The following is a 24,018-nucleotide window of genomic DNA, read 5'->3' on the forward strand; positions in this document are numbered from 1 at the left end:
TGATTAATCCTAAATCCATATTTTCAGCACGGTAGGCAATATAGGATCAGGACCTTTTAACTATCGAATTCAGCCTTGCTTTTAATATCTGCATATTCTTCAGGAATTTCTTGGCTGAGGATATCATCATAGCTAGCCAGCGAAATATCAGCTCCGTATTTATTGTGCAAGGCTGTCGTCACTAAACGGTAGGCTAAATTAGCATTGCGCGATAGAATAGGACCGTGAAAATAACTGCCAAAAACATTCTTATAGTGGACACCTTCGGAGCCATCTTCCCGATTATTGCCATTGCCATAGACACACATACCAAGTGGCTTTTCATCCTTTGACAGAAAGGTACGGCCTTGGTGATTTTCAAAACCATAATAGGTTTCATCGAACTCTTCATTATGAATTTTTATATCGCCGATATAGCGATTATTTTCTTGGTTGAGTGTATAGTGGCCCATGACACCGATACCATTGATACGCTCGCCATTAGCTTGGATATAGTATTTTCCCAAAAGCTGAAAGCCACCACAGATAGCTAGCATTACACCAGCGTTTTCGATATAGTGAGCGATAGCATCCTTGATATTAGGGAGGTCATGAGCTACGATAGATTGCTCGTAGTCTTGGCCACCGCCGAAAAAGACAAGATCATAGTAGCTATCATCGAACTGATCTCCCAGAGAGACAATATCAACTGTTACCTTGGCTCCTAACTTCTCTGAAACGTATTTGAGCATGAGGACATTACCGTTATCTCCATAAGTATTCATAAGATTACCATAGAGATGAGCAATGTTTAGCTCGTAGGTATAGTCTTGCTTGTCAGGAGACTGAAGAGATGTGTAGACCATTAACGCAACTCCTTTCCAACTGCATGTCGATTGGCTAATAATTCTCGGAATTCCAACATTGCCGTGTAGGTTGCAAGAATATAAGCATGCTCCTCTTTTTGATTCTCAATTAGAGACAAGATATCTTTGAGGCTTTCTGCTTGCGTAATCTGTTCTTCTGGATAACCAGTGACCCGCAGTCGACGAGCGATTTCTGAATGGCGAACACCCCCTGCATTGATTTCAGGGATATCCATATCGTGAATCGCTTCAAAGTCAGCATCCCAAATCCAGCTGGTATCGATTCCATCGGCATAATTAGCATTGAGAAGTACAGATAGACTGAAAGGATAAGGAGCCAGTTTAATCATTTCTAAGGCTTGACTGGCCCCAACCGGATTTTTAATTAGGACCAATGTACAAGTTTTGTCACCGATTTTAAAGGTTTCTTGACGCCCAAAGACAGCTCGACTCTTGTTGAAGCCGGTTTTTATTTTATCGGGAGCAACATCGAAGAACTCAGCAACAGAAACGGCTGCTAAAGCATTGTATATATTATATAAACCACCAACATTTATTTTATAATTCTGGCCATCAATGATAAACTCGGATTTTGTGTTGGTGATATCAGTCAATTCTGTTAGGGTATAATCCAGCTTGGGCCGCTTAAAATCACAATTTGGACAGGTGTAATCACCTAGGTTAGCATAAGTATTGAGGCGGTATTCTAGGATATGCTGACATCTTGGGCATAAGATACCTTCTGTATTATAATGAGCTTGCTTTGGTGAACTTTTTCCGGTGTCAAAACCATAGAATTTCAAGGGATTGATGACGTCTTTGGAGTTGAAGAGGGGGCTATCCCCGTTAGCTAAGATAGTGGCTTTAGGAGCCTTTGCAGCCCCATCCAGAATCAGCTGGTAGGTTGTGTAAATTTCACCATAGCGATCCATTTGATCGCGAAAGATATTGGTAAAGACAAAGAGACTGGGGGTGATGTAGTCTGTGATTTTTGGCAGACTGGCCTCGTCAATTTCTAGGACTGCAATCTTTTTGCCAGATTTCGCCTTTTTTGCTGTTAAAAAAGTTGACGTAATTCCCGTAATCATGTTGGCACCGCTGGGATTAGTCACGACCTGACCAAAAGCTTCTTTGAGGATGCCAACCGTTAGGGCTGTTGTCAGGGTTTTCCCATTGGTTCCTGTGACAACGACGATTTCGTAATCTTTAGCTAAATCATCTAAGATATGTTTGTCAAAATTTAGGGCAATTTTACCAGGGAGAGTTGACCCTCGTCCCATCTTATTTAAAACAAAATGAGCAGATTTACCTGCTGTAATTCCTAGTAATGTTTGTAATTTCATAACAATATTTTATCATAAAAAATGGCTGGAATGATAGAGAAAAACCATTCAAAAAGTGCTATAATAGTTAGTGCTGATTTTTTACAATAGATAAGTATGAGAGAGAGGAATGTATGAACGATGTCATTAATTTAGATCCAGAATTTTGGCGATCTATTTTTAACAGTCCTTGGGCCATTGTAGTCAATATCTTGGATATTTTAATTGTTGCTTACTTGATTTATAAATTTATCAATGCCTTGGCAGGAACTAAGGTCATGTCTTTAGTACAAGGGGTGGTTCTTTTTGTGCTCCTGCGTTTTCTAGCGCAAATTGTTGGACTGACGACCGTCAGCTACATTATGAACCAAGTTATTACTTATGGTGTTATCGCAGCTGTTGTTATCTTTGCCCCTGAAATTCGGACAGGCCTGGAAAAATTTGGGCGCACTCCGCAAGCTTTTATTCAGACTAATAATATGCCAGAGGATGAACAGCTCGTTGACGCCTTGATGAAGGCTGTTGCCTATATGAGTCCGCGTAAGATTGGAGCCTTAATCGCGATTGAAGGGACACAAACGCTGCAGGAATATATTGCAACAGGGATTGCTCTCAATGCGAATGTCACTAGTCAGTTATTGATTAATATCTTTATTCCTAACACACCTTTGCATGATGGGGCCGTTATTATCCGCGGAAATAAAATTGCTACGGCTTGTTCTTATTTGCCCCTATCAGAATCTGGTAATATTTCTAAGGAATTTGGGACTCGGCACAGGGCTGCTATTGGTCTGTCGGAAAACTCGGACTCCTTAACTCTGGTTGTCTCTGAGGAAACCGGCGGTCTTTCTGTTACGTATCGAGGAGAATTCCGACATGATTTAAGCAAGGAAGAGCTGGAAGCCTTTCTGCGGGATAAACTAGTTCAAGTTAATCCTGAAAAAACTAGCCTGCTCAATCGTTTGAGAGGGGGGCGCAAATATGAAAAATAAGACATTTCGGTGGTATATTAAGCGCAGTACAATTCGTCGCATTGGAACAGGAATTTTTTCTCTGTTGTTGGCCACTTTGATTTTTATGACTGTTATTAGTGGTGATGGGACAAATAAAGGGACCGCTAACGGTAATTCTTCATCAACTTTTAGCAATACTCTGGAAAATGTTCCTATCAATTTTAAGTATGATAGCAGTGAGTACTACATTTCAGGCTATGCTTCTGGCGTCAATGTAACCCTGAGTTCTTCCAATCGGGTTAATTTGGCGGCTGAGACTGATAAGGCAACCCGTAATTTTCAGGTTACAGCTGATTTGACTAATCTGAGGGAAGGAACTTCTAAGGTTCAACTGGATGTTAAAAATCTTCCTGCTGGAATGACGGCTAAAATCGCCCCCAATACGGTAACGGTGACAATTGGTAAAAAGAGCAGCAAGAGTTTTGAAGTGAAAGCTGATCTTTCTGACGATCAGATAGCTCGAGGTTATAGGGTTAAATCTACAGATCTGGATATCAATAAAGTTAAGGTTACCAGCAATGAGACAACAATTAGCCAGATTGATCATATCAGAGCTACCTTGCCAGATAATGAACCTGCCTTGACTTCTGATTTTAATGGTAAGGTAAATCTGCAGGCTGTCGATAGTAATGGTAATGTCCTGGCAGCAACTATTGCTCCGGAGACAGCTGAAATGTCAGTGGATGTTAGTCCTATTTCTAAGAAGGTACCTGTTAAGATTAAGTTCACTGGTAATATGGATAGTTCGCTTTCAAATATTAACTATACGACTGATACTTCAACAGTTACGATTCAGGGCGATCAAGCGACGCTTGATAACATCAGCGAGTTAACTGCTTTTATCGATATTTCTGATATTAAGGGAAATACCACGAAGAAGGTAAAGTTATCAGCTGACGGTGTAACAGTTGATCCAAGCGAGATTAGCGTTAAAATCAACACGACTAAGAAATAAGTCGAATAAAGAATGTTAAGAATGGAGGAAGGTGCCTAGCACTGGTGAAATACTATGGGAAACTATTTTGGAACGGACGGTGTCCGTGGGGAAGCAAATGTCGAATTAACTCCAGAATTAGCTTTTAAACTGGGTCGTTTTGGCGGCTATGTGCTCAGTCAGCATGAATCAGAGCGTCCGCGTGTCTTTGTAGCGCGTGATACTCGCATTTCAGGTGAAATGTTGGAATCCGCCCTGATTGCAGGTTTACTGTCAGTTGGCATCGAAGTTTATAAATTGGGTGTTTTGGCGACTCCAGGTGTATCTTATTTGGTTCGAACTGAGAAGGCCAGTGCTGGTGTTATGATTTCAGCTAGCCATAATCCTGCTTTTGATAATGGAATTAAGTTTTTTGGCGGTGATGGTTTTAAACTGGACGATGACCGAGAAGCTGAGATTGAAGCGCTGCTGGATGCAACAGAAGATACCTTACCTCGACCGTCAGCACAAGGCTTAGGAACCTTGGTCGATTATCCTGAAGGGTTGCGCAAGTATGAGAAGTTCCTGATAGAAACCGGCAGTGATTTAGAAGGTATGAGGGTTGCTCTTGATACAGCTAATGGGGCTGCTTCAGTTTCAGCGCGTGATGTCTTTTTAGATCTAAATGCAGAGATTACTGTTATCGGTGAGAGTCCAGATGGCCTTAATATCAATGACGGCGTAGGCTCCACTCACCCAGAGCGGTTACAGGAAACTGTCAAAGAAACAGGCGCAGCTATCGGCCTAGCTTTTGATGGAGATAGTGACCGTTTGATTGCGGTTGATGAAAACGGTGATATTGTTGATGGAGACCGCATCATGTTCATCATAGGTAAGTACCTATCAGAGCAAGGAAAATTAGCGCAGAATACGATTGTAACGACAGTTATGTCTAATCTTGGTCTCCATAAGGCTTTGGAAGAAGCAGGGATGCACAAGGCGGTAACGGCTGTTGGCGACCGCTACGTGGTCGAAGAGATGCGTAACAAAGGTTATAATCTAGGTGGTGAACAATCTGGTCACGTCATCATTATGGATTATAATACGACAGGAGATGGTCAACTGACAGCCATTCAGCTGGTTAAAATTTTGAAGGAGTCAGGGAAAACCCTGTCAGAATTGGCTGCTGAGGTTAGGATCTATCCGCAAAAGTTAGTTAATATTCGTGTAGATAACAACATGAAAGAGAAGGCTATGGAAGTACCGGTCATTGCTGAGGTTATTGAAAAGATGGAAGCTGAGATGGCAGGTAATGGTCGTATCTTAGTGCGTCCAAGCGGCACGGAACCTCTCCTTCGTGTGATGGCAGAAGCACCGACGAAAGAAGCGGTTGATTATTATGTTGATAGTATTGCCAATGTTGTCCGTCAGGAAATTGGCATAGATGAAGTTTAGTGATTTAAAGAGTCTGAGACAAAAGTCCAGACTCTTTAGCATATTAGTGACTTTAGTCCGTTTCGCTCCGAATGTGCGAAATAAAAAACCACCCGCTATGCGGGTGCGCATCGAAAGTTATACTAAAAAATCTCCCAACGTGGTACAATAAAGGTGTTCAAGCCTATTGTAAAGCGAAAAGAGAAAAATATAGCACATAGTTTATCGCACACAAAGTGGATGTGTAATACCACATTGTGTTCACTCCCAAGTATAGACGAAAAGTAATCATCAATATCGCAACAGTTTAGGTGAGATATTTCACCGATTATGTCGCTATAAGGGTGTTGAGATTATTGAAGGGCATTTGATGCTTGATCATGTTCATATGTTAGTCAGTATTCCGCCTAGAATTAGCGTTTCAAGTTTCATGGGGTGTTTAAAAGGTAAGAGTGCTCTGATGATGTTTGACAAACACGCCAATCTCAAATATAAATTTGGGAATCGCCATTTTTGGGCAGAAGGCTACTATGTCAGTACAGTTGGACTTAATGAAGCCACCATAAAGAAGTATATTTTGGGACAAAAAAACCATGACATAGCCCTTGATTCTTGAGTGTGAAAGAATGCGAAGATCCCTTTAGGGATAGTAGCAAGTAATACGAATGCCTCTTTAAGAGGCTGGTGACGAGAGTCAAGAGCAATGAGGCTTGAACAAAGTGAAAGCCAGCGTCTTTAGGCGCTGGCTGGTATTTTGGGCTTATAGCCCTTGTTCAAACCACCCGTTTGACGAGTGGTTATGATTTCTAGGTCTACCAGATTGGCGTCTGAAAATGGGAGAACGAAGAAAATCAAAATTGTGACTCCATCACGATTTACTGATTTTTGTCTCACTTTTTTCATAATCCTTGCTTTTTTGATGAAATGCCGAATATGCCAGATGGTCTTTGCAGTCATGGATAGTCAGGTTAGCTCCTCAGATCTCCTAGCAAGATCATTGTGACAGCTAGACAGTTTTTGTGGTGATCTCCCAGTTAGCAGACAATGCTTCTCGTTGGTGTGAGCAGTAGATTTTGTATATAGCAACTCCAACAAAGATGATTGCAGTAGAGGTATATGGAGCTTTTGTAAAAGAGGTCTTGAGTTGCTTAATCTCAGTAATCATGATAAGATAAGTAAGAATAATGTAATAAAGAGGTAGAAAAAGTATGGCTTTTGGAGATAATGGCTCACGAAAGAAGACAGGATTTGAACATTTAACGCGCTTTGTTATGCTGATCATGATCATTGTAACGGTCGCTGCTATTGTTTTAGGAGCATTAGCTGCTATTTTCTAAGGCGTTAAACGTTAAGGGGCTGGGACAAAGGTGTTCTGGCCTTAAATTTTGCCGGCGCTAATACTAATAGCGGTAGTGATCAGTGTTCCAAAGACAGTGATGAGATTCTCTACGGTTTGCTGAAAAGTTGAAATAGCGTTTGTCTAGTGAGCAACTAAAGTTAATCCGATGGATTTGTTGAGGTTGAAAATAAAAAGAGGAAAGGTCTATTTAGACCTTTGCGCGGAGCGTACCTCGAACAATCAATTGGGCAATGTTCAGAGATTATTGGGAGCAGAGTCAGCTGTCTGTCTCACTCCTTTTTTAGAATTTACAAGATAGGAACTAATTTGAATGAGTATGTTTTTGGATACAGCTAAGATCAGCGTCAAAGCCGGTCGTGGCGGTGATGGTATGGTGGCCTTTCGCCGTGAGAAATATGTCCCTAATGGTGGACCGTGGGGCGGCGATGGCGGCAAGGGTGGCTCGGTTATCTTTAAGGTAGATGAAGGTTTGCGTACTCTGATGGATTTTCGTTATAACCGTAAGTTCAAGGCTAAAAATGGTGATAAGGGGATGACTAAGGGGATGCACGGACGTGGTGCTGAGGACCTCATTGTTGCTATTCCACCCGGTACAACGGTGCGCGATGCTGAAACTGGCAAGATTCTGACTGATTTAGTTGAGAATGGTCAAGAATTCGTGGTTGCTAGAGGTGGCCGCGGTGGACGTGGAAATATCCGCTTTGCAACACCACGCAATCCGGCACCGGAAATCTCTGAAAATGGGGAACCAGGAGAAGAACGTAAGCTTCAGTTAGAGCTGAAAATTCTTGCCGATGTTGGATTGGTCGGTTTTCCTTCGGTTGGGAAGTCAACCTTGCTTAGCGTAGTGACAGCAGCTAAGCCTAAAATAGGAGCCTACCACTTTACAACTATTGTGCCTAATCTTGGGATGGTACGTACTAAATCGGGTGAGAGCTTTGCTATGGCGGATTTACCTGGTCTTATTGAAGGGGCCAGTCAAGGTGTTGGACTTGGAACTCAGTTCCTCCGCCACATTGAGCGCACCCGCGTGATCCTGCATGTGGTTGATATGTCTGCTTCTGAAGGGCGTGATCCTTATGAAGACTACCTTTCTATCAACAATGAATTGGAAGCCTATAATCTTCGCCTCATGGAGCGTCCGCAGATTATTGTGGCTAACAAGATGGATATGCCTGAAGCGCAGGAAAATCTCAAGATTTTTAAGGAAAAACTTGCTGCTAATTACGGTGAGTTTGAAGATCTTCCTATGATTTTCCCAATCTCAAGCTTGGCGCATCAAGGCTTGGAAAATTTATTAGAAGCGACGGCAGAGTTGCTTGACCAAACGGATGAGTTTTTGCTCTACAGTGAAGAAGATATGGAACAAGAGGAAGCCTACTATGGCTTTGACGCTGACGAACAGCCATTTGAAATCTCGCGTGACGATGATGCGACTTGGGTATTGTCTGGGGCTAAGCTGGAAAAACTCTTTGTCATGACCAATTTAGAGCGTGACGAATCTCTTATGAAATTCGCTCGCCAATTGCGCGGTATGGGTGTTGACCAGGCTTTGCGTGAGCGCGGTGCTAAAGATGGTGATCTGGTTCGTATTGGCAATTTTGAATTTGAATTTGTGGATTAATTTCTCTAGGGACCTTGCTAGTTCGAAAAGCGAATCGTTTTTCTTACGCCGTAACCTTTTGGATAGAGGTGCGGTGAAGACTGTGTACTAAGTAGGCCGCTTCAGTCTGGTTATTTACTAATTCAAACACGTGAGGTAATTTTATGGGAGATAAACCAATATCATTTAAAGACAAGGATGGCAATTTTGTTTCCGCAGCTGATGTCTGGAATGCTGAAAAGTTAGAAGAATTATTTAACAAGCTTAACCCCAACCGTAAGCTGCGCTTAGAGCGAGAGAAGAAGGAAACGGATCGGGCTGCTAAAAATAAAGAAGATAGAGAGTAGGGCAAAAAACGCGTCCAGTATTTCTCTTTTGAAATAAATTCTTGGAGCACAGTGGTTGACCGCTATCATTTGCATGGTAGTTAAACAGTCCAGTGGCTATTTAAGTTGGCTGCTTAAAAACTAAGAAGCTCCAGTTACAGAAAGCCAACAGCAGTGGTTCATTGGTGCTAAAGCCCCTAATGAATTGTGCAGGGGTAAGATTTCTTGGCATGGCCGACAAGTCTTACTCCCAACCACAGCGTCAAACTGTCATTACTGCAAGAAATAGAAGGCTGGAATATTTTTTCAGCCTTAATAAATCACTGCTGGCTGGTTTTCTTTTTGCTGCAAGGGCCAAGACCAAAGCGGAAAACCTAAAATGATGACCATCGTTCCTCTTATTTCCAGCCTCAAAAGGTTCGGAGGTGGGTTAAAAAGGTCTGGGAGACCTTTTTTAATCGGGAAATGAAGCTTGCAAAGCAAGTGTCAAAAACGGTCTTAGGAGAGACTGTTTCAGGTCACCACCTTAAAACCAGGACGTGGTGAGATCCAAAATTTTCGATTTTGGGGTTGATTCCACTCCTTTTTGAAAGAGTCGGGAAGCAAAGGTTTTCATTTTAGCAATTCCTTATGACCAACTCTCATTCCACCAGTCATAAGCTATAAAGCGAACAATGATGAATGTCACATGATTAAAATTCTAACATTGTTCGTTTTTTGATTACGGGTGAGCTTGTGGCCCATGCTCTCCATTATTTTTGCCGGATAAGTTTATCTTTGGTTAGTTGATAAGTCGTCTGGGTTACTTGCTCAATAAAAGTGCGGTCATGCGAGATGCTGATGATAGCACCTGGATAGTCTGTAAGAAGTCGTCTGATTTCTGGTTGAGAAGTAGGAGAGAAGTGTCGGGTTGGTTCATCAAGGAGCAGGACGTTATTGCGTTCAAAGACCATTTTTGCCAAGAAAAGCTTGGCTTTTTGTCCGCCTGATAGCTCACTGATAGGATGGAGAATTTCCTTGCGATTGAATTTGAGACTGGCTAGTAGTGTGCGTGCTTCTTCTTCACGGCCGGTTTGATTGAGGAAGTTTAGGGCTGTCTGGTTTTGGTCAATTGTTTCTGTGTATTCTTGGGGCAGATAGCCAACAGAAATGCCAGTCTTAGCTGTCAAATCCTGATAGATTTTTCGGATGAGCATGGTCTTGCCAATTCCATTGCGACCGATGAGAGCGATTTTTTCTTGGCCTTTGATGGTTAGATCAATGACTTGGCCAGTGATTAGCTTTTCTGCGTGATAGGATAGAAGTACTTTCTGAGCTGGCAGAGGCTCACTATCTGCAAAGAAGAGACCAATTGTATCGGGGTTGTCAGGTAATTCAGTGAAGTTTTCCGCTTCTCGGTTAAAACGTTTTTCCCGTGATAGCAAGTTTTTCATTTTTTTAGAAAGCAGGCGTCCTTGAACGTCATTCTTTGTGACTGTTAGGTCGTGTCGTACTGCAGATTTGGCACGATTGAGTTTTTCTAAGCGTTCTTGTTGCTTCTCGCGCTCTTTCCGTGCTGTTTTTTCCTGCTTCATCCGTGCTTCCTGACGGTTGTTTTTGTAAGTTTTGTAATCAAGAGCAGAGCTGGTCGATTGAGCTTGACTTCCTTTTTTGATTTGCTCCAAGTGAATGATATGGGTCGCAGTCTTGCTGAGCAATTGTTCATCGTGGGAGATAAAAAGAATCGTCAAGGGGCTTTGGGCGATAAAATGTTCCAACCAAGTCAAGGTTTCTATATCTAAATCGCTAGACGGTTCATCCAGCAAGAGCAGGTCGGGTTGATGGGCTAGAATTTTTAAGAGCTGGAGTTTGATTTTTTCACCACCTGAAAGTTGTCCGACCGTCTGTTTGTCGTCCTCAAAACGCTGACTGTCAAAGTGCAGGGTTGCCGCGAATTGATAAAGCAGATGGAAGTCGAATAAGTCATAGTTTATGTCTTTGTAGAGGTAGTCTCTAATAGATAATGGATTGTCTTCCTGAGGTAAGGTTTGAGGCAAGTAGCCCATGGCACAGAAGTGATTGGCGATCTGTCCTGATACGTTGGTATAATTTGCAATGAGCTCAGGCGAATAGATGTATTGGAGCAGAGTTGATTTGCCAGTGCCTTCTTCTCCGATAATTGCCACCTTGTCACCGGCATTGATGGTCATCGTTAATTTTTCAATCAGAGTATGCCAATCTTTTTCTTGGATAATGGTTAAATTTTGTATTTGTAGCATAAAGGCCTCCGTACAAGGATTAAAAAACAAGTCCTACCTTATCCAGTAGAACTTGTTGGTTGCACAAAAAGACCAGAAACTAGTCAAGTATTGGAATCAATGCACACAAAAATTTTCTTCTGGTTTAAGGATACTATCACTTTGGTGATTTCATTCTAAACGAACCGGCATCAAGCAATAACCGTAAAGAATTGAAATCAAATGAGAAGAAAATTAATTGTTCAATGCACCTTTACCTCCGTCTTATTTGTTTTTATTATACCATAAAGTTTGGGTAGGACAAGGAGTAGAAGAAGATTATTAATCTTGGAAATACGAAAAACGCCTTGACATGGTACTGCACCCCAATGATGAGACGGAAGTTCTATTTTTAGGAAAATTATCAGAAATTTAACAGATTTTTATGATTTTTGGAGTATGATATTCTATCGTAGGGCATTAATATGAAAAACTACTATAGATATAGTTGTAGGGAGGTGAGGCTCTATGAATAGGCAGTAGCAAAAATGGAATTTAATGGAATTGAAGCGGTTATTTATAATCATAGTGAGGAGTCAAGAAGGATGAAAAGAAACTACTTAGTGTTGCTTACAGTTTTATGTTCCCTAGTTTTAACGGTTTTAGCTCTAGATGGACAAGTCCATGCTCATGGCCATCAGCAGTGGGGATATACGGGAAGCACTTCCCCAGAGCATTGGGGGGAGGTAACGGAAGATTACCAAGGAAACGGTCAAATGCAATCTCCAATTAATATTACAGGTGCTACCGATGTTGATTTACCTGCTCTTGATTTGCATAGTAAGGCATCTAAAGCTACTATTGAAAACAACGGCCATACTATTGAAGTTAGTTTCAAAGAACCCCAAAACACCCTAACTTTTGAAGGTAAAACTTATACACTTGAACAATTTCATTTCCATGCACCAGGTGAAAATGAAATAAATGGGCGTTCTTATCCTTTAGAGGGGCATTTTGTTTATAAAACTAAAGATGGTGAAATTACCGTTATTTCAGTCCTTTATCAGTATGGTAAGGAAAATGGAAAATTAAAGAAAATTTGGAAAAAGCTACCTAAAGCTGTCAATAAGCCAAGTAAATTATCCAAGGCAATTACTGTGAACAAACTCTTTCCTAAAAGCTTAGATTATTATAATTTTGAAGGTTCTTTAACAACTCCTCCCTGCACCGAAGGTGTTAACTGGATTGTTTTTAAAACACCAGAAACTATCAGTAAAAAGCAAGTGAATAAATTTTCTAAAACTATTGGTTTTGATAACAACAGGCCAATTCAAGATTTAAATGGACGTGAAATCAAGGAATAGTCATACTAGTAGCTGATTGATATTTTGTAATTTTCCCTGAAAAAAGAACCTGAGACAGCGCCGCAGGTTCTTTTTGAGAGTTAAGCATTCAATACCTTGTCTAAAAATTCTTTGAGACGGGGATGCTGAGGATTATCAAAGATTTGCTCTGGTGAACCGTCTTCAAGGAATTGACCGCCATCAGTGAATATAACGCGGTTAGCAACCTTGCGGGCAAAGCCCATTTCATGGGTGACAATCAACATGGTCATTCCTTGCTCAGCTAAGTCTCGCATAACATTGAGAACATCGCCGACCATTTCAGGGTCGAGGGCTGATGTTGGTTCATCAAAAAGCATAATGTCAGGATTCATAGCTAGACTGCGAGCGATAGCAACACGCTGCTTTTGCCCTCCTGAAAGGCTTTCAGGACTGACGTCGCGCTTATCTGATAAGCCAACCTTTTCTAGTAAATCTATACCGACTTTTTCGGCCTCTTCCTTGGACATTTTTCCTAGTTCTATAGGAGCAAAAGTAATATTGTCCAGAACAGTCATATGTGGAAAAAGGTTAAAGTGTTGGAAGACCATGCCGATATTTTCGCGTACCTTATCGACATTAGTTTTAGGGTCAGATAGTTCATAGCCATCTACAAAGACCCGACCGCTTGTAATGGATTCTAAAAGATTCAGTGTTCTCAGGAAAGTTGATTTTCCAGAACCAGAAGGACCGATGATACAAACAACATCACCCTCCTTGAATTGGGCAGAAATTCCCTTTAATACTTCGTTTTCACCATAAGATTTATGGAGATTCTGCACATCAATTTTCAAGTCTGCCATTATTTAAGCTTCCTTTCTAATCGTTTTGCCAAGCGGGTCAATAGGGTAATGATAACCAGGTAGATAAGAGCTAAAATTGCGTACATTCGGAAGGATTGATAATTGCGGGCAATGATAATCTTACCTGTTTGGAAAAGTTCTACCAGACCGATAGCCGATACGATAGTGGTATCTTTGAGTGAGATGACGAATTGATTGATAAAGTTAGGTAGCATGACGCGCACAGCCTGAGGCAAAATAACCTTGCGCATAGTGGTGCGGTAAGGAATACCCAGACTGCGACTGGCTTCCATCTGACCTTTAGGTACGGCTTCGATACCGCCGCGGACAATTTCAGCAATGTAAGCACCGCCGTTGAGAGACAGAGCGATTGTAGCGGCAACGAAATCATTAATAGGAGACTGCTGTCCTGTAATAGATTCGATTAGATTTGGAATACCCCAGTAGATGAAGGCTGCTACAATCATAAGAGGAATACCGCGGACAACATCGACAAAGACTTGGGCGATAGTTCGAAGAGTTTTACTTGGAGCAACAGCCATCATACCAAAGATGACACCAATGAGCATAGCAATAGCAAACGATAGGAGGGTCAAACCAACGGTAATCCATAAACCAGTTAGCAACTGCTTGTAGTTGTTTTGAATCAAACCGACGATAGTTGTTTCATCCGCTGATTTTTTCTTACTTTTATCAGTTGCTAAGTATTTGTTGACAATCTTATCGTATTTGCCCGACTTAACCAAGGCTGCCAGGCCGTTGTTGAACATTTGGACTAATTCAGGGTTAGAGCCTTTCTTAACTGCAAATCCAATATCTCCTGATGCCTCACCTTTGATTGGAGTTTTGAATTTACGACCTTGTTTGATAGCATACTTAAGGACAGCTTCGTCGTCCATAATAGCGTTAACAGAACCGTTTTGCAGGCTGTCATATAAGGTAGAGCCATCGTCATAGGCGCGGACCTTGAAGCCGTATTGATCAGCATGTTGAGTCAGCCAGTCATAAGAGGCTGTTCCCTTTTTGGCACCAACCGTTTGCCCTTTCAGGTCGGTGTATTGGCTAACCTTAGATTTTGAAGGCACCGCAACGGTAATGTTAGCGGAGTAATAGGCATCCGAGAAATCAAAGGTATTTTTACGTTCATCAGTAATGGTCATCCCTGCTATCACAGCGTCAGCTTGGCTGGATTGAACAGCATTGAGGGCAGCGTCAAAACCTGGATACTGAAGTTTTACCTTGAAACCTTGCTGCTTAGCGATGGCTTTAATTAATTCGACATCGATACCAGTGTACTTACCAGCGCCGTTTTGATATTCAAATGGAGCAAAAGAGGAATCGAGAACGATGGTGTAAGTATTTTTTACCGGTGTCGCTTTTTGGCTGGCATCACCAGTTAAGTGAAGCTTTGAAGAAGGCGTCGTTGAATTTTCATTAACGGTGTCTCCCAACCATTTTTTCATGATTTTGTCATAGGTGCCATCTTTTTTCATGGCTGCGAGTGCTTTGTTGAAATCATCAATTAAGTAGGCCTTTTTACTGCCTTTTTTTACGGCAAAAGCAAAACTGCCGACCGACTCACCTTCCATATTCATATCGTATTGCTTGCCTTGCTTAATAGCGAATTGGACAACGGGTTTATCATCCATAGCAGCATCAACAGCACCTTGATCCAGGCTGTTATTCATCAGATCGCTAGTATCAAAGGTTTTAACGGTGTAACCGTATTGCTTGGCGTGCTCATCCAACCAGGTTTGGGCAGCTGTTCCGTTTTTAACACCAACTGTTTTTCCTTTTAACTGGTCATAAGAAGAAATACTAGTTGTTCCCGATTTAGTATAGACAACAATCGATGTGTCATAGTAAGTATCTGAGAATTTAAAGACCTTTTTACGCGCATCTGTCACAGTTGTTCCTGCCATAAGGGCATCAGCCTGACCAGATTGAACGGCATTGACGGCTGCATCAAAACCAGGATAGGTCTGTTTGTAGTCCCAGCCTGAGCGTTTGGCAACTTCCTTGATGATATCAACATCAATTCCTTTGTAAGTTTGGTCAGAATCTTTAAATTCAAAGGGGGCATAAGCTGTATCCGACACAATTGAAATCTTATCGTCAGCCTTAACCGGTCCACTGAAAATAAAGAAGGCTGACAGAACACTCAGAAGGAGTGTCAGCAGTTTATTCTTCATGATTGTCTCCTTATATGATAGTAAGATACACCTTCATTCTACCAGAAAATAGGGGGCTAGGCAAATTTTTGTCGAGCTTATGTTAGAAAACCTAACATAAGTTTGCTATCTAATAATTGGATTTGAGCTGTTGAACTGTGCTAAAATAGAAGTTGAAAATATATTAGAAAAGAAGAATGTTATGATTGATAGAACCGAAAATCATCAGTTTAAACTAGTATCAAAATACCAACCATCTGGCGACCAACCGCAAGCTATTGAGCAGCTGGTCGATAATATTGAGGGTGGTGAGAAGGCTCAAATATTACTAGGTGCAACAGGGACAGGAAAGACCTATACCATGAGCCAAGTCATCAGCAAGGTCAACAAGCCAACCCTAGTTATCGCCCATAACAAGACCTTAGCGGGTCAGCTCTATGGGGAATTTAAGGAGTTTTTCCCTGACAATGCTGTGGAGTACTTCGTCTCTTACTATGATTATTACCAGCCAGAGGCTTACGTCCCTTCGTCCGATACCTATATTGAAAAGGATAGCTCGGTCAATGATGAAATTGATAAGCTTCGCCACTCGGCTACATCAGCACTTTTGGAGCGCAACGATGTTATCGTTGTAGCCTCCGTCAGCTGTATCTACGGTCTGGGATCACCAAAAGAATATTCAGATAGTGTGGTCAGTCTACGGCCAGGTCAAGAAATCTCACGCGATCAGCTGCTCAATGATTTGGTTGATATTCAATTTGAACGCAATGACATTGATTTCCAACGGGGGCGCTTCCGAGTTCGGGGCGATGTGGTTGAGGTCTTCCCAGCCAGCCGTGACCAGCATGCTTTTCGTATCGAATTTTTCGGGGATGAAATCGATCGTATTCGGGAGATTGATGCTTTAACTGGCCACAATCTTGGTGAAGTTGATCACCTAGCTATTTTTCCAGCCACCCACTTTATGACCAATGATGAGCATATGGAGGTGGCTATCCGCAAAATTCAGGCAGAATTGGAGCAGCAGCTGCAGCTCTTTGAATCCGAAGGTAAGCTTCTGGAAGCTCAGCGCCTCAAACAGCGGACGGACTATGATATTGAGATGCTGCGTGAGATGGGCTATACTAATGGTGTCGAAAACTATTCCCGTCACATGGATGGGCGCAGTGAAGGAGAGCCGCCTTATACCTTGCTGGATTTCTTCCCAGAGGATTTCCTCATCATGATTGATGAAAGCCACATGACAATGGGACAGATCAAGGGTATGTACAATGGTGACCGTTCCCGCAAGGAGATGTTGGTTAATTATGGTTTCCGTCTCCCCAGTGCTCTGGACAATCGCCCTTTACGCCGTGAGGAATTTGAAAGTCATGTTCACCAGATTGTCTACGTATCTGCCACCCCGGGTGACTATGAGATGGAACAGACTGACACAGTGATAGAGCAGATTATTCGTCCGACAGGACTCCTAGACCCCGAGGTTGAAGTCCGTCCTACTATGGGGCAGATGGATGACCTGCTAGGTGAAATTACCATTCGTGCCGAAAAAGGGGAACGTACCTTTATCACGACTCTCACTAAAAAGATGGCAGAGGACCTGACCGACTATCTCAAAGAGATGGGAGTCAAGGTTAAGTATATGCACAGCGATATCAAGACGCTGGAGCGGACGGAGATTATTCGTGATTTGCGGCTTGGGATCTTTGATGTTCTCATTGGGATCAATCTCCTGCGAGAAGGAATCGATGTACCTGAGGTCAGTTTGATTGCCATCCTGGACGCTGATAAGGAAGGATTCTTACGCAACGAACGAGGTCTCATCCAGACCATAGGTCGTGCTGCCCGAAATAGCGAGGGGCACGTTATCATGTATGCAGATACGGTGACAGAGTCTATGCAAAAGGCTATGGATGAAACTGCCCGTCGTCGGGAAATTCAGATGGCTTATAATGATGAGCACGGTATCGTTCCGCAGACCATTAAAAAGGAAATCCGTGACCTTATTGCTATTACCAAAACCAACGAGGAAACTCAAGTGGCAGAAGAGATGGATGTTTCGACCATGTCCAAGAAGGAGCGCCAAGAAGCTATCAAGAAGCTCCAAAAGGAAATGCAGGAAGCCGCCGAGCTGCTTGACTTCGAACTGGCCGCTCAGATCCGTGATATGGTACTGGAGCTGAAGGCCATGGATTAGGATTAAGTACTGAGAGTCAGGAAACTTTCTTATAACGGAGAGAGTAGAATTCAATCGGTAAATCGTGATAAAATCACGATTTTGATTTTCTTCGTTCTCCTATTTTAAGGCTCAAATCTCCGCCACCTTCCTATTTTTGGGTGGCGCCTGAAAATGGGACCGAGCCCCAAGATAAGGATGGCCAATCAGCAAGTGGTTCATTGGGTGCTAAAGCACCTAATGAACTGTGCAGAGGTAAAACTTCTTAGCATAATCAACAAGTCTTATTTCCAACCACTGCGTCATGGTGAATCTAGAACAATGCTAACGAGTCTAGACTTTTCTACCAGACTCTTTCGAAAGACAAAAATAAGCAGAGCTAGTGCAGTAGCTCTGCTTATTTTTGACAAATAAATCCGATATAGGTTTGATCAATTTTGACGGTGACTTTTCGAAAACCTACTTGTTTTAATAAAGCTGTAAAGTCAGATGACTCTCTATAAGCTGGTAGATGGTAGTCAATTTTATTTTTTTCAGTGCTGATGAGCAACTGACCATCCTCTTTTAAAACACGAGCACATTCTGAAAGTCCGTTATCTAATTCACTCCAATATATATGGGTTTGTGTCGCGATGATGAGGTCAAAGCTTTGGTCTTGAAAAGGAAGCGACGCAACGTCAGCAAGACGAAGCTGAACCTGGCCTTTTTGGATAAGGTGCTGGTTGACTTTGCTGGCTTGCTTATAAGCTTCTTTAGAAGCATCGATGCCGTAGATAGTTGATTTTTTAGCTAGGCTGGCTATCGTTTTGATGTTACTCCCACCGCCAAAACCAATATCCAGAATGGCAGTTCTTTGTGGAATATCTGTTAAATCGAGGGTCCACAGACTCAATTTTTGAAAATAAGAGGACCAGATTTTAGTGAGAATACGGCCAACAAAGCCAGAAGGTTTTTTCGATTGCGTAATTAAATAATTGATAAGAGTAGACATGATGGCTTTATTATAGCGATTTTTCTGTTAAAGTCAATGTTCATTAGATAGTGGTCCGGTGCTTGGCAAGGATTTTGTACCATTCTTAGGAATATTGGAGAGTAAAAATCGGTAGCAATATGAGTAGATAAGGCAGATTGAAAATAGGTTATGTCTTCAGAGCTAATTTATTGGTCGAAAAAGGCTTTGACGAATCGAAAAAACGGTTAGTGTGAATTGGTAAATGTAGCTTTGATAGAAATGTGACGGCTTAGTTATCTTTATTTTTGTCCTTGGTCGTGCTAAAATAAGATTTAATTAAAGCTAAAAAGGAAGTGTTGATATGCCTTTAGGCGTTATCGTAAATAGTCTCTCCATCATCTTGGGCGGCCTTTTGGGTGGCTCGTTCGGTCATCATTTGGATGATGATTTTAAGGTTAAGATGAACATGATTTTTGGTGTGTGTTCTATGGGAATGGGAATTGCTTCCATTACCAAAATGTCCTATATGCCTGCTGTTGTCTTTGCGGTTGTACTAGGGACCATTGTGGGGCTTGTGCTTGATTTTGACAAATGGATTAACCGAGGCGGCCTCTTTTTAGAGAAGGGAATGTCTAAAATTTTTCCTTCCAAGTCTGATTTGCCTAAAGAACGTTTTTTAGCTGATCTGGTAACAGTTATTGTTCTTTTTTGTGCCAGTGGAACTGGTATTTACGGTAGTTTGGTCAATGGGATGACTGGTGACGCCAGTATTTTGATTTCTAAATCGATTCTGGATTTTTTCACGGCAGCTATCTTTGCCTGTAACCTAGGGTATGTCGTTGCCGCTATTGCTTTGCCGCAATTTCTTATTTTTACGGTTCTTTATTATTTAGCGGGTATTATTGTTCCCTTGACAACACAGGAGGTTATTGGTGACTTTACAGCTTGTGGTGGTTTTCTCATGGTGGCAACAGGTTTCCGAATTATTCAAGTCAAGATGTTCCCAACGGCTGATATGATTCCAGCTATGCTGCTGATTATGCCTATTAGTTGGGGCTGGGTCAGTTGGATTTTACCATTACTGTAAGGAGGCAAAGTCATGGCACGCAGTCAGGAAGTTATTTTGACTAATATGTGTTTGATTGAGGACGGTAAGGGAAATATTGTCATGCAGTTTCGCGATCCTGAGCGATATTCTTGGTCTGGGGCAGCTCTGCCGGGCGGACACGTCGAAGTAAGAGAGTCCCTTCACGATGCTGTTGTCCGTGAGATTTTTGAAGAGACTGGTCTGACCATCCAGCATCCTCAATTAGTGGGGATGAAGCACTGGTATACAAATGAAGGCATCCGTTATCTGGTTTTTCTCTACAAGGCTTCTTTCTACTCAGGAGAACTGCGTTCATCAGAGGAAGGAGAAGTTAAATGGGTTAATCGTAAAGACCTGCCGCACATGGATTTAGCCTACGATATGCTTAACCTTTTACGTGTTTTTGATGAAGATAGATTATCGGAGTACGTCTATGAGGATCAAGAAGACGGCAATCGTCGTAAAAATTTTTATTGAAGCATCTATCCGATCTCGGCTTGACAGATGTATTTTTATAATCTAAAATAGTATAAAAATAAATTTTGACTGTATACCAGTCAGTTGAATGGTGAAAATATGTCAGTGAAAAAGCTATTGGCGCTAACCACGATTTTTATGACAACTTTTGTCTTGGTAGCCTGCGGTGTTTCCAAATCATCCAAATCTAAGGATACATCGCTGAGTGATGTTCAAAAGAGTGGGACTTTGGTTGTGGCTACTAGTCCGGATTTTGCTCCTTTTGAATTTAAACGTCTGGAAAATGGTAAAGATACTGTTGTTGGTATCGATGTCGAATTGTCCAAAGAAATTGCTAAAGAATTGGGTGTTGACGTGCACTTTTTGACGGTGTCTTTCACTAATGTTTTGGGCAGTGTGTCTATTGGTAAGGCTGACTACGGTATTTCTGGTATTTCTGTTACTGAGGATCGTAAGGATTCTTTTGAGTTTACAGAACCCTACTTTGAATCCAAAAATGTTATTGTTGTCCGTAAGTCTGAATTAGCCCAGTATACATCAGTGGATGATTTCTCTGGTCACTCTGTCTCAGCTCAGAAGGGAACGATTCAAGAAGGCGTCCTAGCAGATCAAATTCCCAAGGCATCGGCCGTGTCCTTAACTCAAAACAGTGAAGGAATTAACGAGTTAAAGCATGGTCAAATTGATGGAATTGTCATGGAAAGTGCTATTGCACAGGGCTATATTTCTAATAACGATGATTTGGCTGTTTCCAATATCACTTTGAAGAAGGTTGATGGCAGTTCTTATGCTATTGCCCTACCTAAAGGTTCCATTGCCCTTCGTGATAAGCTTAATCAAATTATCACAAGGCTAAAAAAAGAAGGCAAGATTGATCAATATGTTCAAAAAGCCAATGCTGAGTCAGAGGCTGGATAGGAATTATTTAGTAATATCTCGGTATTCCTAAAATGAGAGAACAGGTTTCAATTGGTTGCAATCATAAATTGATATTATAGGCGAAAGAGTAGGAAAAATTTCCTTCTCTTTTTATTTTTTAATGGGTAACAGTTGACTTTACTAGGAAATTTAGGTATGCTACTAGGGAACGAAAAATCGTTACATTAGTCTTGGGGAGGTGAAATCCATGGCAAAAACAGTGGTACGTAAAAATGAATCACTTGACGATGCTCTTCGTCGTTTCAAGCGTTCAGTCACAAAAGCGGGAACTCTTCAAGAAGCTCGTAAACGTGAACACTATGAAAAACCTTCTGTAAAACGTAAACGTAAATCAGAAGCTGCTCGCAAGCGTAAAAAATTCTAAGCGTGGCTAAACTGGAGCTTGAGTTGGACTCAAGCTTTTTTACATCTTAATTTTTTGTTAAAACACATGCCGACATCACCCTCATGTGTGTTTTCCCTGATGATTAGCCTTGCTAGTTTTATTCATAAACAATTGTGTTAGATAGTAAATTTTAGAGTAAAAAAAGAGTACCGATATCTATGTATCAGTACTCTTTTCCTATCTTAGGTTAGGTACCTCAGCTGCTGCTTAGGTCTTATTTCTTAGCTAAAAGATCACGAATTTCTGTGAGCAATTCTTCCTGCGAAGGTCCAGCAGCTTCTGCAGCCTCATCTTCTTGTTTTTTGTTAAGAGCGATAGCTTTATTGCCAGCTTTAACTACAAAGAAGAGAGTCGTTCCGACGATAAGGAAGTTGATCACGGCACTTAAGAAGCTTCCGTAAGTAATTCCGTTCCAAGTCAGTTTGGAGAGATTTTCAACGCCAGCAGCCTTAACGACTGGGTTTAAAATCACAGGAGTGATGATGTCGCTTACTAGCGATGTGATGATGGCATTGAAAGCAGCCCCCATAACAACGGCCACGGCAAGATCAAGGACATTGCCCTTAAACAAAAAGTCTTTTAATTCTTTAATCATTGTGATAAATAGAATCCTTTCAAATTTTTACTTGAAGAGTATAACTAAATAACTAGACAAAGTCAAGGTAGTTGTCTAAAAACTGTAAATGTTAATTTTAGTTAATATTTTTGTGAGTTTTGAAAAGAGTTTGTTATGCTGATTTAGATAATTTACAAGGTAGTACAGAAATGCTATAATAAGGGGTAAAACTAAAATTATTGTCTTAGTCGGGAGGTGGTAGCTTGGCCGTTGATAAAGAGATGATTGCTGACATAAAAGCAAATGTCAATATTGTTGATGTTATCGGTGAAGTTGTCAGTCTTACCAAGGCTGGCCGTAATTATCTTGGACTTTGTCCCTTCCACCAAGAAAAAACACCGTCTTTTAATGTTATTGAGGATAGACAGTTCTTTCATTGTTTTGGCTGTGGCAAGTCCGGTGATGTTTTTAAGTTTCTGGAGGAGTATCGTCATATAACTTTTTTGGAGAGCGTCAAGATTTTAGCTGAGCGAATTGGAATGGACCTGGTTATTGATACTCCAGTTCAGAGCCAGCAACACCGCCATCCCCAGCAAAAGCTGTTTGACATCAATCAGGATGCCAGTAAGTTTTACCACGCTGTTTTGATGACCACTAAAGTGGGGGAGGCTGCTAAACAGTATCTCTACCAGCGGGGGTTGACGGATCAGATGATTGACTATTTCAATATCGGTTTGGCACCTGATGAGGTTAATTATCTCTATCAGAGTTTATCATCTCGTTATGATGAAGAGACTATTCTTAACTCGGGATTGTTTAATCTCTCAGAACGAGGAGGGATCTTTGACAGTTTCCGCAATCGGATTATGTTCCCTCTGACGGATGAAAATGGCTATGTTATCGGCTTTTCGGGGCGAATCTGGACAGAAACTTCCGATCATAAAAGAGAAGCTAAGTATAAAAATACGCGTTCGACACCTATTTTTAACAAATCCTATGAACTTTATCATCTAGACAAGGCCAAACCAGTAATGGCTAAGAACCATGAAGTTTATTTGATGGAAGGCTTTATGGATGTTATCGCTGCTTATCGGGCAGGGATTGAGAATGCGGTGGCTTCTATGGGCACGGCTTTGACTTCGGAGCATGTCAATCATTTAAAAAAATTTACGAAAAAGGTAATTTTAACTTATGATGGTGATAAGGCCGGCCAGAATGCTATCGCTAAATCATTGAAGATTTTGGATGATTTGACGGTGGAGATTGTCCGCATTCCTAATCAGATGGACCCCGATGAATTTATAGCAGCAAATTCAAAAGAGGAGTTAGCTAAACTCCTGACACAGTCGCGAATTTCTAGTACAGAGTTTTGGATTCATTACCTCAAACCTGATAATGTCGATAATTTGCAGGCTGAAATTACTTATGTGGAACAGATCGCTGAGATTATTGCAGGTGTAACATCTATCACAGCGCAAAATACATATATCAATATGGTAGCTGAACTTTTGCCAGACTTTGATTATTTTCAAATTGAACAGTCCGTTAATAATGAGCGTTTGAAATTGCGTGCTTCTAGAGGAGGCGCGGTTCAGGAAAGATCTGTTCAAGTGCAGGGGCCTTTGATAACAGAGCTGCCAGCAACTAAAAGTTTGACAGCTATGCAGCGAGCGGAGAATCAGCTGTTTCATCGCCTCCTGCATCATGAATACCTACTAAATGAGTTTAGACACCGTGATGATTTTTCCTTTGATAGTCTTCAGTTACAGAAGCTCTATCAATTGCTGTGCAGACAAGGAGAAATTTCAGATCTTGATTTAGCAGATATGTCGGAAGATTTGCGGCAGGCTTATTACCAAATTTTAGAAGAGTCGTTGCCCGAGGAGATTGCTGAGGATGAGATAAATCTTTTAGAAAAGCGAATAGATCAGTATCGGCAAGAACGAGACTTGCGTAAACGCAGTAAATTGATTCGTGAGACTAGTAATCATGGTGACACAGAACGTGCCACAATGGAATTAGAGGCTTTTATTGCCCAAAAAAGAAGTATGGAATAGAGGA

General features: G+C 41.5%; 21 protein-coding genes and 1 pseudogene. 14 read left to right on the forward strand and 8 right to left on the reverse strand.

The genetic code is table 11. From position 1 onward, the window contains the following. Positions 1 to 56 precede the first annotated feature (56 nt). Both gatD and murT read right to left on the reverse strand, forming a co-directional pair. Positions 57 to 845, reverse strand: a complete 789-nt coding sequence (gene gatD / locus AC4HAO_RS01815; protein WP_491092433.1) for a lipid II isoglutaminyl synthase subunit GatD — start codon at positions 843 to 845, stop codon at positions 57 to 59. Next, entirely contained in the window at positions 845 to 2,188 is a 1,344-nt protein-coding gene (gene murT / locus AC4HAO_RS01820; protein WP_491092432.1) for a lipid II isoglutaminyl synthase subunit MurT, read from the reverse strand. Before murT ends, gatD begins: the two co-directional genes overlap by 1 nt. 113 nt (positions 2,189 to 2,301) lie before the next feature. Here murT and cdaA point away from each other — a divergent pair, with 113 nt between their 5' ends. From cdaA to tnpA, 4 genes and pseudogenes are all read left to right on the forward strand, one after another. After that, the gene (cdaA, locus tag AC4HAO_RS01825) at positions 2,302 to 3,159 is read left to right on the forward strand and encodes a diadenylate cyclase CdaA (RefSeq protein WP_491092431.1); all 858 of its coding nucleotides are present in this window, start codon (positions 2,302 to 2,304) and stop codon (positions 3,157 to 3,159) included. Next, positions 3,149 to 4,135 (forward strand): CdaR family protein, encoded by a 987-nt coding sequence (locus tag AC4HAO_RS01830; RefSeq protein ID WP_491092430.1) that lies wholly within the window; start codon positions 3,149 to 3,151, stop codon positions 4,133 to 4,135. The genes cdaA and AC4HAO_RS01830 overlap by 11 nt, the downstream gene beginning before the upstream one ends. A gap of 54 nt (positions 4,136 to 4,189) precedes the next feature. Continuing rightward, a complete protein-coding gene (gene glmM, locus AC4HAO_RS01835; RefSeq protein WP_447452375.1) occupies positions 4,190 to 5,548 on the forward strand; it encodes a phosphoglucosamine mutase in 1,359 nt (452 codons plus the stop codon). Between the two features lie 219 nt (positions 5,549 to 5,767). Then, a pseudogene (tnpA, locus tag AC4HAO_RS01840) lies at positions 5,768 to 6,187 on the forward strand (IS200/IS605 family transposase). Positions 6,188 to 6,262: 75 nt separating this feature from the next. Here tnpA and AC4HAO_RS01845 read toward each other — a convergent pair. Next, positions 6,263 to 6,484 carry a hypothetical protein gene (locus AC4HAO_RS01845; RefSeq protein WP_491134395.1) on the reverse strand — a complete coding sequence of 74 codons (222 nt, stop codon included), beginning with the start codon at positions 6,482 to 6,484 and terminating at the stop codon, positions 6,263 to 6,265. Between the two features lie 251 nt (positions 6,485 to 6,735). Here AC4HAO_RS01845 and AC4HAO_RS01850 point away from each other — a divergent pair, with 251 nt between their 5' ends. From AC4HAO_RS01850 to AC4HAO_RS01860, 3 genes are all read left to right on the forward strand, one after another. Next, positions 6,736 to 6,864, forward strand: a complete 129-nt coding sequence (locus tag AC4HAO_RS01850; RefSeq protein WP_447452374.1) for a DUF4044 domain-containing protein — start codon at positions 6,736 to 6,738, stop codon at positions 6,862 to 6,864. A gap of 333 nt (positions 6,865 to 7,197) precedes the next feature. After that, positions 7,198 to 8,511, forward strand: coding sequence for a GTPase ObgE (gene obgE, locus AC4HAO_RS01855; protein ID WP_491134396.1), 1,314 nt, complete (start codon positions 7,198 to 7,200; stop codon positions 8,509 to 8,511). A 143-nt stretch (positions 8,512 to 8,654) separates the two neighbouring features. Next, entirely contained in the window at positions 8,655 to 8,837 is a 183-nt protein-coding gene (locus tag AC4HAO_RS01860; protein WP_491134397.1) for a hypothetical protein, read from the forward strand. Between the two features lie 731 nt (positions 8,838 to 9,568). Here AC4HAO_RS01860 and AC4HAO_RS01865 read toward each other — a convergent pair. Next, on the reverse strand, positions 9,569 to 11,074 hold the full coding sequence (locus AC4HAO_RS01865; RefSeq protein ID WP_491134398.1) for an ATP-binding cassette domain-containing protein: 1,506 nt from the start codon (positions 11,072 to 11,074) through the stop codon (positions 9,569 to 9,571). Between the two features lie 533 nt (positions 11,075 to 11,607). Here AC4HAO_RS01865 and AC4HAO_RS01870 point away from each other — a divergent pair. Then, a complete protein-coding gene (locus AC4HAO_RS01870; RefSeq protein WP_447452439.1) occupies positions 11,608 to 12,396 on the forward strand; it encodes a carbonic anhydrase in 789 nt (262 codons plus the stop codon). Between the two features lie 80 nt (positions 12,397 to 12,476). On the opposite strand, the gene AC4HAO_RS01875 is transcribed toward AC4HAO_RS01870, so the two are convergent. Both AC4HAO_RS01875 and AC4HAO_RS01880 read right to left on the reverse strand, forming a co-directional pair. Continuing rightward, a complete protein-coding gene (locus AC4HAO_RS01875; protein WP_491134399.1) occupies positions 12,477 to 13,217 on the reverse strand; it encodes an amino acid ABC transporter ATP-binding protein in 741 nt (246 codons plus the stop codon). Further along, positions 13,217 to 15,409: an ABC transporter substrate-binding protein/permease gene (locus AC4HAO_RS01880; RefSeq protein WP_491134400.1), complete on the reverse strand. Its 2,193-nt coding sequence runs from the start codon at positions 15,407 to 15,409 to the stop codon at positions 13,217 to 13,219. The genes AC4HAO_RS01875 and AC4HAO_RS01880 overlap by 1 nt, the downstream gene beginning before the upstream one ends. 181 nt (positions 15,410 to 15,590) lie before the next feature. Between AC4HAO_RS01880 and uvrB the strand changes: the two genes are divergently transcribed. After that, positions 15,591 to 17,582, forward strand: a complete 1,992-nt coding sequence (uvrB, locus tag AC4HAO_RS01885) for an excinuclease ABC subunit UvrB (RefSeq protein WP_491092425.1) — start codon at positions 15,591 to 15,593, stop codon at positions 17,580 to 17,582. A 376-nt stretch (positions 17,583 to 17,958) separates the two neighbouring features. Here uvrB and AC4HAO_RS01890 read toward each other — a convergent pair whose 3' ends face one another. After that, positions 17,959 to 18,552 carry a class I SAM-dependent methyltransferase gene (locus tag AC4HAO_RS01890; RefSeq protein ID WP_491134401.1) on the reverse strand — a complete coding sequence of 198 codons (594 nt, stop codon included), beginning with the start codon at positions 18,550 to 18,552 and terminating at the stop codon, positions 17,959 to 17,961. Between the two features lie 322 nt (positions 18,553 to 18,874). On the opposite strand from AC4HAO_RS01890, the gene AC4HAO_RS01895 reads away from it, so the two are divergent. The 4 genes from AC4HAO_RS01895 (at position 18,875) to rpsU (ending at position 21,380) form a co-directional block, all read left to right on the forward strand. Then, the gene (locus tag AC4HAO_RS01895) at positions 18,875 to 19,600 is read left to right on the forward strand and encodes a DUF554 domain-containing protein (RefSeq protein WP_491092423.1); all 726 of its coding nucleotides are present in this window, start codon (positions 18,875 to 18,877) and stop codon (positions 19,598 to 19,600) included. Between the two features lie 12 nt (positions 19,601 to 19,612). Further along, the gene (locus AC4HAO_RS01900) at positions 19,613 to 20,077 is read left to right on the forward strand and encodes an 8-oxo-dGTP diphosphatase (RefSeq protein ID WP_491092422.1); all 465 of its coding nucleotides are present in this window, start codon (positions 19,613 to 19,615) and stop codon (positions 20,075 to 20,077) included. A gap of 99 nt (positions 20,078 to 20,176) precedes the next feature. Then, positions 20,177 to 20,995, forward strand: a complete 819-nt coding sequence (locus AC4HAO_RS01905) for a transporter substrate-binding domain-containing protein (protein WP_491134402.1) — start codon at positions 20,177 to 20,179, stop codon at positions 20,993 to 20,995. A 208-nt stretch (positions 20,996 to 21,203) separates the two neighbouring features. Next, positions 21,204 to 21,380 (forward strand): 30S ribosomal protein S21, encoded by a 177-nt coding sequence (gene rpsU, locus AC4HAO_RS01910; protein ID WP_002963309.1) that lies wholly within the window; start codon positions 21,204 to 21,206, stop codon positions 21,378 to 21,380. 235 nt (positions 21,381 to 21,615) lie between these two features. On the opposite strand, the gene mscL is transcribed toward rpsU, so the two are convergent. Then, on the reverse strand, positions 21,616 to 21,996 hold the full coding sequence (gene mscL / locus AC4HAO_RS01915; protein ID WP_447452363.1) for a large conductance mechanosensitive channel protein MscL: 381 nt from the start codon (positions 21,994 to 21,996) through the stop codon (positions 21,616 to 21,618). A 242-nt stretch (positions 21,997 to 22,238) separates the two neighbouring features. Here mscL and dnaG point away from each other — a divergent pair, with 242 nt between their 5' ends. Beyond that, positions 22,239 to 24,014 (forward strand): DNA primase, encoded by a 1,776-nt coding sequence (dnaG, locus tag AC4HAO_RS01920; protein WP_491134425.1) that lies wholly within the window; start codon positions 22,239 to 22,241, stop codon positions 24,012 to 24,014. Positions 24,015 to 24,018 lie beyond the last annotated feature (4 nt).

It is taken from the genome of Streptococcus sp. ELY_137, assembly GCF_058314515.1.